The organism is Pseudomonas sp. NLJ1 (assembly GCF_049486705.1).
Taxonomy (GTDB): Bacteria; Pseudomonadota; Gammaproteobacteria; order Pseudomonadales; family Pseudomonadaceae; genus Aquipseudomonas; species Aquipseudomonas inefficax.
This window is the reverse complement of record NZ_CP137735.1, coordinates 1,750,077-1,764,662: the sequence shown is the minus strand read 5'-3', so window position 1 is coordinate 1,764,662 and position 14,586 is coordinate 1,750,077. Positions and strand designations below refer to the sequence as shown.

General features: G+C 64.1%; 12 protein-coding genes. 5 read left to right on the top strand and 7 right to left on the bottom strand.

The window, feature by feature from the left end; all coding sequences use genetic code 11:
* Entirely contained in the window at positions 1 to 729 is a 729-nt protein-coding gene (locus R9B85_RS07855) for a phosphatase PAP2 family protein (protein ID WP_423770955.1), read from the bottom strand.
* Positions 730 to 912: 183 nt separating this feature from the next.
* Here R9B85_RS07855 and colR point away from each other — a divergent pair, with 183 nt between their 5' ends.
* From colR to R9B85_RS07830, 5 genes are all read left to right on the top strand, one after another.
* Positions 913 to 1,596 (top strand): two-component system response regulator ColR, encoded by a 684-nt coding sequence (gene colR / locus R9B85_RS07850; protein WP_003255215.1) that lies wholly within the window; start codon positions 913 to 915, stop codon positions 1,594 to 1,596.
* A complete protein-coding gene (locus tag R9B85_RS07845; RefSeq protein ID WP_112250340.1) occupies positions 1,586 to 2,896 on the top strand; it encodes a sensor histidine kinase in 1,311 nt (436 codons plus the stop codon). Before colR ends, R9B85_RS07845 begins: the two co-directional genes overlap by 11 nt.
* A gap of 107 nt (positions 2,897 to 3,003) precedes the next feature.
* Positions 3,004 to 3,687, top strand: coding sequence for a class I SAM-dependent methyltransferase (locus R9B85_RS07840; RefSeq protein ID WP_112250342.1), 684 nt, complete (start codon positions 3,004 to 3,006; stop codon positions 3,685 to 3,687).
* A 6-nt stretch (positions 3,688 to 3,693) separates the two neighbouring features.
* A complete protein-coding gene (locus R9B85_RS07835) occupies positions 3,694 to 4,395 on the top strand; it encodes a lipopolysaccharide kinase InaA family protein (RefSeq protein ID WP_112250344.1) in 702 nt (233 codons plus the stop codon).
* On the top strand, positions 4,392 to 4,625 hold the full coding sequence (locus R9B85_RS07830; protein ID WP_112250346.1) for a hypothetical protein: 234 nt from the start codon (positions 4,392 to 4,394) through the stop codon (positions 4,623 to 4,625). The genes R9B85_RS07835 and R9B85_RS07830 overlap by 4 nt, the downstream gene beginning before the upstream one ends.
* A gap of 168 nt (positions 4,626 to 4,793) precedes the next feature.
* Here R9B85_RS07830 and R9B85_RS07825 read toward each other — a convergent pair whose 3' ends face one another.
* The 6 genes from R9B85_RS07825 to R9B85_RS07800 all read right to left on the bottom strand — a co-directional run bounded on the left by R9B85_RS07825 (position 4,794) and on the right by R9B85_RS07800 (position 14,551).
* Complete coding sequence (locus tag R9B85_RS07825) at positions 4,794 to 7,838, bottom strand: multidrug efflux RND transporter permease subunit (RefSeq protein WP_112250348.1); 3,045 nt, start codon at positions 7,836 to 7,838, stop codon at positions 4,794 to 4,796.
* Positions 7,839 to 7,850: 12 nt separating this feature from the next.
* Positions 7,851 to 8,999 carry an efflux RND transporter periplasmic adaptor subunit gene (locus R9B85_RS07820; RefSeq protein ID WP_207879794.1) on the bottom strand — a complete coding sequence of 383 codons (1,149 nt, stop codon included), beginning with the start codon at positions 8,997 to 8,999 and terminating at the stop codon, positions 7,851 to 7,853.
* A gap of 233 nt (positions 9,000 to 9,232) precedes the next feature.
* Positions 9,233 to 10,330 (bottom strand): DUF1513 domain-containing protein, encoded by a 1,098-nt coding sequence (locus tag R9B85_RS07815; RefSeq protein ID WP_207879796.1) that lies wholly within the window; start codon positions 10,328 to 10,330, stop codon positions 9,233 to 9,235.
* A 2-nt stretch (positions 10,331 to 10,332) separates the two neighbouring features.
* Positions 10,333 to 11,397 carry an imelysin family protein gene (locus R9B85_RS07810; protein ID WP_112250354.1) on the bottom strand — a complete coding sequence of 355 codons (1,065 nt, stop codon included), beginning with the start codon at positions 11,395 to 11,397 and terminating at the stop codon, positions 10,333 to 10,335.
* Positions 11,398 to 11,417: 20 nt separating this feature from the next.
* Positions 11,418 to 12,845 (bottom strand): di-heme oxidoredictase family protein, encoded by a 1,428-nt coding sequence (locus R9B85_RS07805; protein ID WP_112250356.1) that lies wholly within the window; start codon positions 12,843 to 12,845, stop codon positions 11,418 to 11,420.
* 368 nt (positions 12,846 to 13,213) lie between these two features.
* Positions 13,214 to 14,551, bottom strand: coding sequence for an imelysin family protein (locus R9B85_RS07800; protein WP_112250358.1), 1,338 nt, complete (start codon positions 14,549 to 14,551; stop codon positions 13,214 to 13,216).
* Positions 14,552 to 14,586: the final 35 nt, after the last annotated feature.

Below are 14,586 nucleotides of genomic sequence, written 5' to 3'. Positions count from 1 at the left end.
TCAGGCGACGCTACGCTCAGCGGCAGATACCTCAGCCATCCCCCGCCGATAAAGAACCAGGTAATACGACCCCAACCCGATCAACCAGCAGAACACCGCCGTCCACACGTTATGCGACAGGAAGTGCGCCCCCTGCATCATCCGCCCCAGCGACAGCACCGACCCCGCCACGAAGGCCACCGCCAACGCCACCCGCGCCAGCCTCGGCTTGCGATCGCGCAACATGAAGAACAGCCCGAACAGGCAGAACCCGGTTGCGGCATGCCCGCCCGGCCAGCACAGCCCGGGCTTGTCGGTCGCTGGCCGCGGCTCCAGCAGCTTGCTGTAGGTTTCCTTCCCGCCAAACTGGGTCAGGCTCCACGGGCATTGCACTTGGGTCACTTTCTTCAGCGGTGTGACAAACGCCGTGGACAGGCCCAGTGCCAGCACCAGGCAGCCCAGCTCGCGGCGCCAGCCGAACAGGCGCTTCCAGAAGAAGCTGGCAGCAAAGGTCACCAGCGACATCACTCCCAGCAGGATCACCCCTTGCTTGACCCGGTCATGCAGGATGTTCTCCAGCAAATAGCTGTGGCGGCCGATGAATTGCCCGGCGGCGGGGTCGAAGAACAGGTTGGCAATGTCCATGTCGACCGAGGTCAGTTCCAGCAGGATCAGGCCCAACGCCGTCGCCAGGGGTAGCCCCAGGTACAGCCAGAAATTGATCGGGCGGGGGCGGGTTGGTTGCTGCATGGCGGCTCCAGGGCGCGAAAAAGATCGGGCATTGTCGGCCGCCCGCTATCCTGTGTCCGTGAAGGATCAGTGAAAAAACCGTCAAGTGCGCTGAATTTTCCCTGGGGCTGGCACCCTGCAGGCATAGGCCTTAAGCTGCGCCTGCCGCGCACCACAGCGAGAAGCGCCGCACAGGAGAAACCGATGCGCATTCTTTTGGTTGAAGACAACCGCGATATCCTGGCCAACCTGGCCGACTACCTGGGGATGAAGGGCTACACCGTCGACTGCGCCCAGGATGGCCTGTCCGGCCTGCACCTGGCTGCCACCGAGCACTACGACCTGATAGTGCTCGACATCATGCTGCCGGGCATCGACGGCTATACACTGTGCAAGCGCCTGCGCGAAGACGCCCGCCGCGACACGCCGGTGATCATGCTCACCGCCCGCGACCAACTGGACGACCGCCTGCAGGGCTTCCGCTCCGGTGCCGACGATTACCTGCTCAAGCCCTTCGCCCTGTCGGAGCTGGCCGCCCGCATCGAAGCGGTGCTGCGCCGGGCCCAGGGCGGCGGGCGCCGCACCTTGCAGGTGGCCGACCTCAGCTATGACCTCGACACGCTCGAAGTCACCCGCCAGGGCCGCCTGCTCAAGCTCAACCCGGTCGGCCTCAAGCTGCTGGCGGTGCTGATGCAGAAAAGCCCGCACGTATTGCGTCGCGAAGTGCTGGAAGAAGCCCTTTGGGGGGATGACTGCCCTGACAGCGACAGCCTGCGCAGCCACGTGCACCAGCTGCGCCAGGTAATCGACAAGCCGTTCGAAAAACCGCTGCTGCATACCGTCCATGGCGTCGGCTATCGCCTCGCCGAGGGCCGTGATGGAGTTTAAGCAAAGCCTTGCCCAGCGCATCATCATCGCCTTTGCCCTGATGAGCGCGCTGGTGGCCGGGGCCTTCGCCTTCGGCATCGTCGGCACTGTGCACCTGGTCGAAGAACGGCTGATTTCCACGGTATTGGGGGGCGACCTGCAGCGCCTGCTGCGCATGGACAGCGTCAGTGACTGGAGCCACCGGCCACGCCCCGACCAGCTGTTCTACTTCAGCGGCGGGCGTGACGATTTCGAGCTGCCCAAAGACCTGCGCCACCTCGACCGAGGCTTCCATGAGGTGTTCCGCGACCAGTTGTCGTACCACGCCATGGTCGAGATCGTCGACGGCCGCCGTTACGTACTGCTGCAGGACCAGAGCGACTTCGAGGAACGCGAACGCCTGCTGTTCGCGGTGGTGGTGGTGGGCTTCGTGCTCAGCCTGGTGCTGGCGGTCATTCTTGGCTGGCTGGTGGCGCGTCGGGTGATGGCGCCGGTTATCCGCCTGGCGCGCCAGGTACGCCACCGTGACCAGTTGCTGGGCCTGGCCCCGCCGCTTGCGCCGGACTATGCCGCGGACGAAGTCGGCCAGCTGGCGGTCGCCTTTGACGATACCCTGGGCCGCCTGCGCGATGCGCTGACCCGCGAACGGTTGTTCACCAGCGACGTCAGCCATGAACTGCGTACGCCCTTGATGGTGCTTGCTACCTCATGCGAACTGCTGATGGAAAACCCGACGCTGGATGCCCGCTCGCGCAGCCAGGTGGAGCGCGTGGCCAGAGCCACGGAAGAAATGCGCGAACTGGTCAAGACCTTCCTGATGCTGGCCCGGGCACAGCGCGACGAGGGCGCGGTGGCTTCGCGGGCCACCCTGCGGGAGGTGGCTGATGAACTGGTCGGGGTCTGGCGCGACACTATCGAGCAGAAGGGCCTGGCCCTGTATTTCGATGGCCGCGTCAGTGCCAGCCCAGTGCTGTACAACGCTACCTTCCTGCAGTCGGTGATGGGCAACCTGCTGCGCAATGCCGCGCACTACACCGATAGCGGCTATATCCGCCTGAGCCTGGAAGCCAACGGCTTCAGCGTGGAGGACAGCGGCGTGGGCATCCCGGAGGAGCAGCGCGAGGCGATGTTCCGGCCGTTCGTGCGCGGCGATGAGCGGCGCGGCGAGGGCCTGGGCCTGGGCCTGTCGCTGGTACAGCGGATCTGCGATGACCAGGGCTGGCATGTCACCCTGACCTCGACCTTGCCGCACGGCTGCCGTTTCAGGGTGGACCTGAGCAATACCGCAGCCAAGGGCGACCCAGAGGCTTTGGTCGAGTAATCTGTTGTAACAGGTCATTCGGCGCTCAACATATTTTTCACATCAGCATGACCTGATTCCTACGCTTGCTTACCTAATGTGGGCGGAATGGAGTCAGGAGATGCCCAATGCGTAGCCCCATCAAGCTTGAATTTTCCGAGAAGTACGACAAAGAACATGCGCGTGAGTACTTTCTCAAGCACCAGGATGGCCTGGCGCGACGCCTTTCCCACAAGCGTGATGAGCAGTTGGCGCGCCGCGCCTTGGCATTGGCTGGTGAGCCTGGCCTGGTCCTCGACCTGCCATGCGGCGCCGGCCGCTTCTGGCCATTGCTGGCAGAAAAGCCCAACCGGGTGATCATTGGCGCCGACAACTCCGAAGCGATGATCGAGACAGCCTGTGCCGCGCAAGCGCCAGAGGTGGTGGCACGGGTACGGCCTTTGCAGACATCGGCATTTGCCATCGACTTGCCGGACAACTCGGTGGACAGCATCTTCTGCATGCGCTTGTTCCACCACATCGGCGAAGCAGCGCACAGAAAGACCATTCTGTCGGAATTTCAACGGGTTAGCCGTGATAGTGTGATCCTGTCATTGTGGGTGGATGGTAACTTCAAGGCCTGGCGCCGAAAAAAGCTGGAACAGCGTCGCAGCGCCAGGAAAGGCGACCAGGACAATTACCAGAACCGCTTTGTGTTACCGGCCGACACGGTCGAAGAAGAATTCCGAGCCGCCGGCTTCAGAATCCAGGAACGCCTCGACTTTCTGCCGTTCTATGCCATGTGGCGGGTCTATGTATTGCGTAAGGGGTAGTGTTTGATGGCTGTAGCCCAGAAAGGGGAGTCGCGGTTCGATTTTTACTGGCGCCAGCAGGGCGAGTGGGTCGAGGAGCCTAACCAGCGCCGTGGTGGCGAGAGTGGTGTGCAACGCCTCGACGATGGCAATGGCAAGCTGCTGTATGCCAAGCGCCAGGTCGGGCATATCTACCGCAGCGTGCTGCACCCTTTCGGCCGGCCGACCGTATTGCGTGAGCTCGATGCGTTGAACAGCTTCGAGCAACTGGGCGTGCGTGTACCGCGCATCGTCTTCTGTGGCGCCGAGCGTGGTGCCGACCACCAGTGGCGTGCGCTGCTGGTGAGCGAAGCACTCGACGGTTTCGTCGAACTCGACACCTGGCATGCCGAAGGTGCCCGCGAGCGTTATCCGCAGGTGGTGCATGAGCGCATGCTCAAGGACCTGGCGGACAACCTGGCGCGCATGCATCTGGGGCATTGGCAGCACGGCTGCCTGTATGGCAAGCATGTATTCATCAAGGTGATTGGCGAGGGCGAGCAGGCCCGCGTCGAGGTCGCCCTGCTGGACCTGGAAAAATGCCGGCGGCGCATCAGTTGCCAGCGCGCGGCGGGCAATGACCTGCGCCAACTGCGCCGCCATTCGTCGCTGAATGACGCGGAATGGCAAACACTGCTCTACTTTTACCAGATGGCGTTTGGCAGCGCTGTCAAAGGGTTAGAGCAATGAAACTAGAAATAGCTCGAGCTTTGTTCCTGGTAGCTGGCCTGGCGGTGACCACCGTGGCGGTGGCTGCTTGGGAAGAGCCGAGGCCGACAGTGTTCAGCAAGGCCGAGCTGGCCGACCAGTGCGCGTTGCCGCGGGATGTGAAGCCGCAGCAACAGGCCAAGGCCGCGCCGGATCAGGACCTGTTGCTGTTCCTTTTCGGCTTGCGTCAGGGGTTGCGGCCGTTCGGTTGAACCCGGTGCAGTCAGAAATGCCAGAGGCCTCGCGATTTCGGGGCCTCTGGCATTTTTGCATCTGCCTTGCCGGCCCCTTCGCGGGTGAACCCGCTCCCACAGGAACTGCACAATATCCGAACCTGACGCTGTACCTGTGGGAGCGGGTTCACCCGCGAAGAGGCCGGTTCAGGCTACAGCGGGTTCTTTGACCTGCGCCTTGTGCGCCAGCAGGGTGTAGATACAAGGCAACACAAACAGGGTAAACAGCGTACCAATCGACATCCCCGTGGCAATCACCGTACCGATGTCAAAGCGGCTGACCGCCCCCGCTCCGGTCGCCAGGATCAGCGGCACCATGCCGAACACCATCGCTGCCGTGGTCATCAGCACTGGCCGCAGGCGAATCGCCGCAGCTTCCTCGATCGCCTCGCGCACGCTCAGGCCGCGTTCCTCACGCAGCTGGTTGGCGAACTCGACAATGAGGATCCCGTGCTTGCTGATCAGCCCGATCAGCGTCACCAGCCCTACCTGGGTGTAGATGTTCATGCTCGATATGCCGAGAAACAGCGGCAGCAACGCGCCGCAGATCGACAACGGCACCGTCACCAGAATCACCAGCGGGTCGCGGAAGCTTTCGAACTGGGCCGCCAGCACCAGGAAAATGATCGCCAACGCCAGGCCGAAGGTGACCCACAGTGCGCTGCCTTCCTGCACGTACTGGCGCGCCACGCCGGCATAGTCGAAGGCGAAGCCTTCCGGCGCCTCTTCGCGGGCGATAGCCTGCACGGTCTGCAGCGCCTCGCCGAGGCTGACCATGGGCACCCCCTGGATGATCGCCGAATTCAGCTGCTGGAACTGGTTGAGCTGGCGCGGGCGCGCGCGGTCGCTGAGGGTGATCAGGGTGGATAGCGGTAGCAACTGGCCCTGGTCGTTCTTCACGTAGTAGTTGTTCAGCCAGCCGGGGTTGTCGCGGTACGGCCGCTCGACCTGGGCAATCACCTTGTAGCTGCGGCCTTCGAGGGTGAAGCGGTTGATTTCCGCCTCGCCCAGCAAGGTCGCCAGGGTGCTGCCCAAGGTGTCCATCGACACCCCCATCTGCGCCGCTTTGGCCCGGTCGATATCCACCACCACCTCGGGCTTGTCGAAGGCCAGGTCGATGTCGAGGAAGGCGAACTTGCCGGATTCCTGGGCGCGGGCCTTGATTCGCTGGGCCACATCCAGCAGTGCCGGGTAGTCGCCAGCGCTGTTGATCACGAACTGGAATGGCAGGCCCTCGCCGGTGCCGGGCAGCGACGGCAGGTTGAAGCCGAAGATCTGCAGGCCACTGATTTCCTCGAGCTTGCTCTGCACCAGTGGCAGCAGCTCCATCTGCGTGCGCTCGCGCTCGTTCCAGGGCTTGAGCAGGAAGCCGCCGATGCCGGTCTGCACGCCATTGAAACCGTTGATCTGGAACGATGAGTAGTACTCGGGGAAAGCCTTGAACAGCGGGGTGAATTCGTCGGTATAGGCGTTGAGGTAATCAAGGTTGGCCGGCTGCGGCGAGCTGCTCATCATGAAGATCACGCCCTGGTCTTCGTTGGGCGCCAGTTCGTTCTGGGTGAACTTCAGCAGCACCGGAATCAGGCACAGGATGATCACGGCAAACACCAGCACGACGGGGCGGCTGTCGAGGGTGGTGTGCAGCAGTCGCTGGTAGCGCACCTTCAGGCGTTCGAACAGCATGTCCAGGCGGTGGGCCAGGCCACTGGGGTTCTGCTCCGGGCGCAGCAGCAGCGCGCACATCATCGGTGACAGGGTGAGGGCAACGATGCCGGAGATGATCACCGCACCGGCCAGGGTCAGGGCAAACTCCTTGAACAGTGCGCCGGTAAGCCCGGTAAGGAAGCCGATCGGTGCATACACCGCCGCCAGGGTGATGGTCATCGACACCACTGGCATGGCGATTTCGCGGGCGCCCTCGAGGGCGGCGTCGAACGGCGACTTGCCTTCTTCCATGTGCCGGTGGATGTTCTCCACCACGACAATCGCGTCGTCCACCACCAGCCCGATGGCCAGCACCATGGCCAGCAGGGTCAGCAGGTTGAGCGAGTAACCCATCATCTGCATGAAGAACAGTACACCGATCATTGACAGCGGAATGGTCACCACCGGGATCAGCACCGAACGCAAGGCACCGAGGAACAGGAACACCACCACGATGACGATCAATATCGCTTCGCCGAGGGTCTTGATCACTTCGTCGATGGAGGCCTGGATGAACAGCGTGGCGTCGTAGGCGATCGATACCTTCAGCGCCGAGGGCAGCTGGCTTTCCAGCTCGGGCATGATGCGCCGCACTTCCTTGATGACGTCCAGCGGGTTGGCGGCCGGTGTGGCCTTGATGCCGATGTACACCGATGGGGTACCGTCGAACGAGCTGACCGTGTCGTAGTTTTCCGCCCCCATCTCGACCCTTGCCACATCACCCAGCAGCACGCGGCTGTCGCCACTGGTCTTGACCGGCAGGGCGGCGAACGCCTCTGCCGACTTCAGCTCGGTGCTGGCATTGATGCTGGTGACCACGTATTCGCCCTTCACCTCGCCGGCTGCGGAAAGGAAGTTGTAGCGGCGCACGGCATTGGTCACATCGGTGGCCGACAGGCCATAGCCTGCCAGTTTCACCGGGTCGATCCAGATACGCATGGCGAACACCTGGTTGCCGAGGATTTCCGCTTCGGCCATGCCCGGCAGGGTAGCCAGCTTGGGCTGGATCACTCGCGACAGGTAGTCGGTGATTTGCGGGTTGCTCATCTCCTTGCTGTAGAAACTGATGTACATCAGCGCCGAGGCATCGGCGGCTTCCTTGCTCAGGACCGGGTCTTCCGAGTCCTGGGGCAGCTTGTTGCGCACTTCGTTGGCCTTGGCCAGCAGTTCGGTGAACAACCGGTCGCTGTCGGCGCCGATGCGTGCGTAGATGGAAATGATCGAGAAGTTCTGCCGGCTCACCGAGGTCATGTAGTCGATGCCTTCGGCGCTGGCCAGGCTTTGCTGCAGCGGCTGGGTGATATAGCCCTGGATGGTCTCGGCGTTGGCGCCGGGGTAGGCGGTGGTTACCGTGATCAGGGCGTTTTCCATTTGCGGGTACTGGCGGATCTGCAGCTTGCTCCAGGCCTGGAAGCCCAGCAGCAGAATCAGCAGGCTGACCACACTGGCCAGCACCGGGCGGCGGATGAACGGGTCGGTGAACGCCATGCCAGCCTCCTGTCAGTCCTTGCCCGGCGCGCCCTGTGCGGGCTTGAGGGCTTTGTCCTGGCCGATGCGGATCGCGGCACCGGGGGTGAGCTTCAGTTGGCCGGCGGTGACCACCTGCTCCCCGGCCTGCAGGCCCTTGCGGACCACCACCATACCGTCACGGCGCTCGCCGGTTTGCACCGCGCGCTGTTCGGCGGTGAGCTGCGGCTGGCCCTTGTCATCGTTTTGCGGCTTGCCGTCCTTGTCCTTTTTTGGCGTTGCGACGTACACCGAGTTGCCATACAGCGTGTAGGTGATGGCGCTTTCTGGCACAACCACTTGTGGCTGCGGGTTGGGTAGCAGGATCAGCAGGCTGGCGAACATGCCCGGCAACAGCTTGCCGTCCGGGTTGGCCATGGTCGCGCGCACCAGCAGGTTGCGCGTGGTTTCCTCGACCTTGGGGTTGATGGCGCTGAGGCGGGCGGGGAAAGTCTGGCCCGGGTAGGCGGCCACCTGCACCAGTACCTGTTGGCCCAGGCTCAGGTGCGGCAGGGCCTGTTCCGGTACGTTGAAGTCGACGTAGAGGCTGGAGGTGTCCTGCAGGGTGGCGATCACCGTGCCGGTGGCCAGGTAGTCGCCGACGTCCACCTGGCGAATGCCGATGGTGCCGCTGAACGGGGCGCTGATGCTTTTCTTGGTCTTCGATGCCTTGAGCTGGTCGACCACCGCCTGGTTGCGCCGGTACTGGGCGGTGAGGCGGTCGAACTCGCCGCGGGAGATGGCCGAGTCGCCGACCAACTGGCTGCCGCGGCCGAAATCGACCTTGGCCAGGCCCAGGTCGGCCTGGGCGGTGCCAAGCAGGGCGGTTTCCTGGTCGTCGTTGAGTTGCAGCAGCAGCTGCCCTGCCTTGACCTGCTGGCCCGAGTCGAAATGCAGGGCCTTGACGATGCCTTCCACCTCCAGGCTCAGCTCCACGCCCTGTAGCGCCTTGAGGCTACCGACGGCGGGCAGGCGCTCTTGCCACGAGCGCTGTTCGGCCAAGGCGGCCGCCACGGTGATGGGCGGCTTGGGGGCAGTGAACATCTGGATCTGCTGGTAGATCGAAAAGGCCTTGTAGCCCCCCAGGGCCAGCACGATCAGCAGAACCACGGCCAACATGATGAGCATGCGGCGGCGCAGCATAGGTCCGGTTCCTTGGATATGGTTGTTATTCGCTTGGACACGACAACGGGCGATCCTGCCCACGTGTGGATGGGGGAAGTATTGACTGTTTTTGGGGGGAAGGGGAGTGGAATGCCTGTGTCGGCCCCTTCGCGGCTAAAGCCGCTCCCACAGGGACCGCGCAGTCAACGGGTTGCGCTATTCCTGTGGGAGCGGCTTTAGCCGCGAAGAGGCCAGTACAGCCAACCCGAAAATCAGACGAGATGCAGGTGGTTGTCCCAGAAACCGGACGGCAGGTTCATCGGTTGCCCGACCAGTTCGGCCTTGCGGCAATCATAGAACCGGCAACGGCCCTGCCCGGAGGTGACGACAAAGCCGTCCTGCACCGCACCCACCCCCGCGCAATCGGGCATTGGCGCATCCAGCCGTACCGCGCCGCTGTCCAGGTCCCAGACGAACAGGCGGTTGGCCCGTGGCGCGGTCAGCGCCACCAGGCGCAGCTCGCTGTGGATAGCCACGCTGGCGGTGTACTGGGCCATGGCCTGCAATTGTCGCTCCGGTACCGGGAAGGCCTTGAACGGCTCGCCCGGGCGCTTGATCGCCAGTAGTTCGGCAGTTTCATCGGCATCGCCCATGAACTGCTGGCAGGCGGCGATGGTGCCATCGCTGCCCACCGCCAGGTGGCGCACGCTGTTCATCTGCTGGGCCAGGGTTTCCTTGCTCAGCAGGGTACCGTCGCGCTGCATCAGCACCAGGCTCGGCTCCATGGCGTCGAGGTTCATCTCCACCCGGCTTTCGGCTTCGGTACGGATACCGCCGTTGGCCACCACCAGCGTCTCGCCGTCAGGCAGCCAGGCTACCTCGTGCGGGCCGATGCCGTGGGTCGGAATCTCGCCGGTGTGGACCAGGCGCTCGCCTTCGAAACGGTACACACCGAGCACGCCACGCCCAGGGTCGGTGGTGTCGTTCTCGGTGGCGTACAGCCATTCACCACTTTTGTGAATGACCGCGTGGCCGTAGAAATGCCGGTTCGGCTGCGAGGTGACGGTCTGCAGCAGGCGCCCGTCGCGCAGGTCGACCAGGTAGCTTTCGGTGCCAGGGCGGCGGGCGACGAACAGGGCGATCGGCAGTTGCGGGTGGTGGATGATGGCATGGCAACGCTGGGCGACCTGGGTGCTGAACACCTGGGTGCCGTCCAGGCGGAACCCGACCGCATAGTGCTTGCCGTCGCCGTCGTCACGCGCCGACAGCAGCAGGGGCTCGCTGCCTTTGTTGCGGAACAGGCTCCAGCCGCCCAGGGTGAGGGCGCTGAGCAATACGCTACCGAGTTTGAGGGCCTGGCGTCGCAGCATGATCAGTCACCGTCGTTGGCATTGAAGCCCAGCTGGATGTTCAACGCCTTGGCCAGCTCGCCTTCGTGCAGGCGGTGGACGACGTTGAGGCTGTCGTAGATCTGGTTCAGGGTTTGCTGGCCGGCGTCGTCGGCCAGCAGCTCGCCCAGGGTTTTCTGGTTGTCGGCCAGCAGCTTCAGCGAGGCAGCGTAGGCGGCGTCGATCTTGTCCGCCAGGGCTTTCTGATCGCTGGCCAGCAAGCCGCGCAGGCCTTGGTTGTCGACCCCGAGCCAGACCGCTTCGGCGGCCTTGAGGCTGGCCTCCAGGCTCTTCAGCGAGCTGTGGCTGCGCCAGGCTTCGGCCTGCAGTGGCTGCGGGATACCCTTGCTCTGGCGGCCCATCGGTGCACCGAGCTTTTTCTTCAGGCTGTCCAGGGCGGTGACCTGGGCGCGCAGCAGGTCGGCAATGGCCTCGTGGGAATCGGCGTAGCGCTGGTTGGGGAACTTGGTCATCTGCGAGAGCATGCCGTCGGTGCTGTTCCAGCCCTTGAGGATCTCTTCGGCCAGGGCCTTCTGGTGTTCACCGATGGCCACCAGCAACGGGCAGTAGCGGGCTTTCTGCTCGGCAGTGGCGATGTCCGGCTTGCTGTCGAACAGGATGTACTCATAGGCCGACAGGCCACGTACCACCACGCTGGCCTTGCCCAGGGTGGCGGCATCGACCGGCTTGTCGGCGTTGACCAACTGCTCGACCTGGCGACCGACCAGGTTTTTCTTGTCGGGCCAGAACTGTACCTGCCAGGCGCGGTTGCCTTCGGCCAGCGGGCCGACCAGCAGCGGTTGCAGTTCGGCCCAGGCCTTTTGCGCGTTGAGGAAGTCGGCACGGGCCTTGTCCAGGGTTTCCTTGCCTTCGCAGTAGGCCAGGGCGCTGGCGGCCAGCGTGCGGTCGGCTTCGACCCAGCGGCTGTAGGTGGGCAGGATCACCTGCTTGGCGATGGCAGCGGAGGTCACGGCTTGCGGGTCCTGCGGCGAGCAGGCGCCGAGGGCGAGTGCGGCGAGGCTGGTGAACAACAGTTTGGGTCGGAACATGCCCGGCTCCTTTGCGCTTTTTAAAGTGAGTTCAGGAAAGCCAGCAGCGCGGCACGCTGCTCGGCATTGAAAGTGAGTACGAAATTGCGCGCTGCCTCGGCCTCGCCGCCGTGCCAGAGCACGGCTTCGAGCAAATTGCGGGCGCGGCCGTCGTGCAGGAACTGGCTGTGGCCACTGACCGTCTCGCTCAGGCCAATGCCCCACAATGGCGGGGTGCGCCAGTCCTGGCCGTTGGCGGCGAATTCGGTGCGCTCGTCGGCCAGGCCCGGGCCCATGTCATGCAACAGCAAGTCGCTGTAGGGGCGGATCAACTGGTTGGCCAGCTCCGGCTCGGCGGCATTGGCGGCGGTGGTGAACTGCGGTGTGTGGCAGCCCTGGCAGCCGGCCTGGTAGAACAGGTTCTTGCCCGCCAGCACTTGCGGCGAACCCACGTCGCGGCGGGCCGGCACGGCCAGGTTGCGGGTGTAGAAGGTGACCAGGCGCAGGATGTTGTCGCTGACCTCCTTCTCGCCATCGGCACCGTCACCGTTGGGCGCGGCCAGGCAGTCGGCCTGAGCAGGGGTGCAGTCATCGTTGGGCTGCAGGGTGGTGGTCAGGCCCATGTCGCCGGCAAAGGCGTGCACGTTCTGCTGGTTGACGTTGGGCTGCCCGGCCTTCCAGCCGAAGCGGCCGACCACGGTCTTGCCCTGGGCGTCGTCCCACACCCGGTTGGCCCGGCCACGGATGCCGTCGCGGTTGCGGTCGTCGGGGTCTTCATTGGCCAGCAAGTCGGCTTCGGGGATGGCTTCGAGCAGGCCCAGGCCGATCATCGGCGGCGCCACCCGTGCCGAAAAGCGCGTGTCGGGGTGCATCACGCCATAGCCGAGCTGGGTGATCTGCAGGGCCGGCTTGCGCAGCTCGACCTGGTGGCCATCCTCGAACGACACCGTTTCACGGGTGTAGCTCACCCGCACCTTGCCTTCCGGCGTCACGCCGGGGATGGCCATGTCCTGCAGCTGGGTGCCATAGACCGGCTCTGGCACCACGCCGAGTCGTTCGACCACCTTGGCCAGGTAGGGTTGGTCGGGGATCGACAGGCGTACCAGCATCGATACGGCGTTGCTGTCGCCCGGCTCTGGCGGGTGGCCGCGGCCGTCGCGCACGTGGCAGTTCTGGCAGGCATTGGTGTTGAACAGCGGGCCCAGGCCGTCACGGGCGGTGGTGGTGGACGGGGCGATCACCCAGGGGTTGCGGAAGAAGCTGTTGCCTACGGCGAAGTCCAGGCGCCGCTCGGGCGAGAGGTTGGCCGAAGGCAGGGAATAGGCATTGCGGTCAGTGCGCTGCACGGTGGCTTTGCCGCCCGACAACGCTTCGCCAGGCTCGGCCTGGGTGAAACGCGGGGCGTCGTCACAGGCGGCGAGGGCAAAGGCCAGCAGCAAGGGGGAGAGTCGGGACAGCGACAAGGACATCGAGAATCCTGGGCGTGAGCGAAAAACCGGCGTGCAAGCTTAGCAGGGTGAGGGAGTTTGAATAAGAGCAATTTGCAATTGCTGGATGAAATCGGTGTCAGTTGGCCATGTTCATCTGTTGCCTGTGACGACCTCTTCGCGGGTGAACCCGCTCCCACCTCGACCCGCACAGACCTGTAGGAGCAGCCTTGTGCTGCGAAGAGGCCATTACCGCCATAGAAAACCTTTTGTCATACTGCCCTCTTCGCAGCACAAGGCTGCTCCTACAGCATCATGCAGTCCCTGTGGGAGCGGGTTCACCCGCGAAGAGGCCGGCACAGAAAAAAGGCGACCCGAAGGCCGCCTCTTCCTGCACCGCTACAGCAGGATCAGAACTCGTGATCCGCGGTATCGGGGTTCAGGTTGGCAATGCCCAGCTTGCCGGCGGCCTGCTCGATCGCACCGGTCTGCTTGACCAGGGAAGCGATGGCGTCACGCACGATCTGGTTGCCGGCTGCGTTGTCGGCCGCGATCAGCTGGTCGTAGTGCTCGCCCTTGAGGGCGTGGTCGACGATCACCTGGATCTTGGCTTCGGTGGCTTCCAGGTCGGCCTTGAGGGTGGCGTCGGCGGCCGGGTCTACCTTGGCCACCAGCGACGACAGGCTCGGGCCGGTCACCTTGCTGCCATCTGGGCGGGTGTACTCGCCCAGGTAGACGTTGCGGATGCCCTTGGCGTCGTAGAAGTGCGAGTAGTGGGTGTTGTCGCTGAAGCAATCGTGCTCGTCTTCCGGCGAGTTGGCTTCGAGCGAAACCTTCATGCGCTCGCCAGCCAGTTCGCCCAGCGACAGGCTGCCCATGCCGAACAGCATCTTGCGCAGGCCGTCGTTGACCGATTCGGCCTCCAGCTTGGCGCGGTAGTTGTCGGCGACGTTCGGCGCCCAGTTGCCAACCATTTCTTCGAGGTCCTTGACCAGCAGGTCGGTGACCGCTTTCAGGTAGGCACGGCGGCGGTCGTTGTGGCCACCGGTGGCGCCCTTGCCTTCCAGGTAGTCCGACGCCGGACGGTTGCCCGCGCCCGGGCCGGTGCCGTTCAGGTCCTGGCCCCAGAGCAGGAACTCGATGGCGTGATAGCCGGTGGCGACGTTGGCTTCGGAACCGCCCAGCTCGTTCAGGCTGGCCAGCTTCTCGGGTGTGATGTCCTTGACGTCGACCTTCTCTTCGCCCACCTGGATCTCGGTGTTGGCGATGATGTTGGCGTTGGCCGCCGGGTTGCCCAGGGCGTGCTCATAGCTCTTGTCGACGTAGTCGATCAGGCCTTCGTCCAGCGGCCAGGCGTTCACCTGGCCTTCCCAGTCGTCGATGATGGTGTTGCCGAAGCGGAAGACTTCGCTCTGCAGGTACGGTACGCGCGAGGCGACCCAGGCTTCCCTGGCTGCCTTCAGGGTTTCGTCGTTCGGCTTGGCCAGGAACGCGTCGACTGCGGTCTGCAGGGTTTTGGCGGTGCTCAGCGAATCGCTGTACACGGCGTACACCAGCTCGGCGTAATGTTTGACCACGGCTTTGCCGGCGGCTTCGTCGACAGCCCCGGGCGCCGCAGCGGTGGTGCTGGCGGCAGCAGGTGCCTGGGCTTGCGGCGCGGCGGCCTTGTCGTCCTTGCCTTCACCGCAACCGGCGAGAGCGATGGCAATGGCCAGCAGACTGGCGGAGGCCAGAGGCATTCGAATCATTATTGGTTTTCCTGCGTCGTGTGGTTGGACCAAGG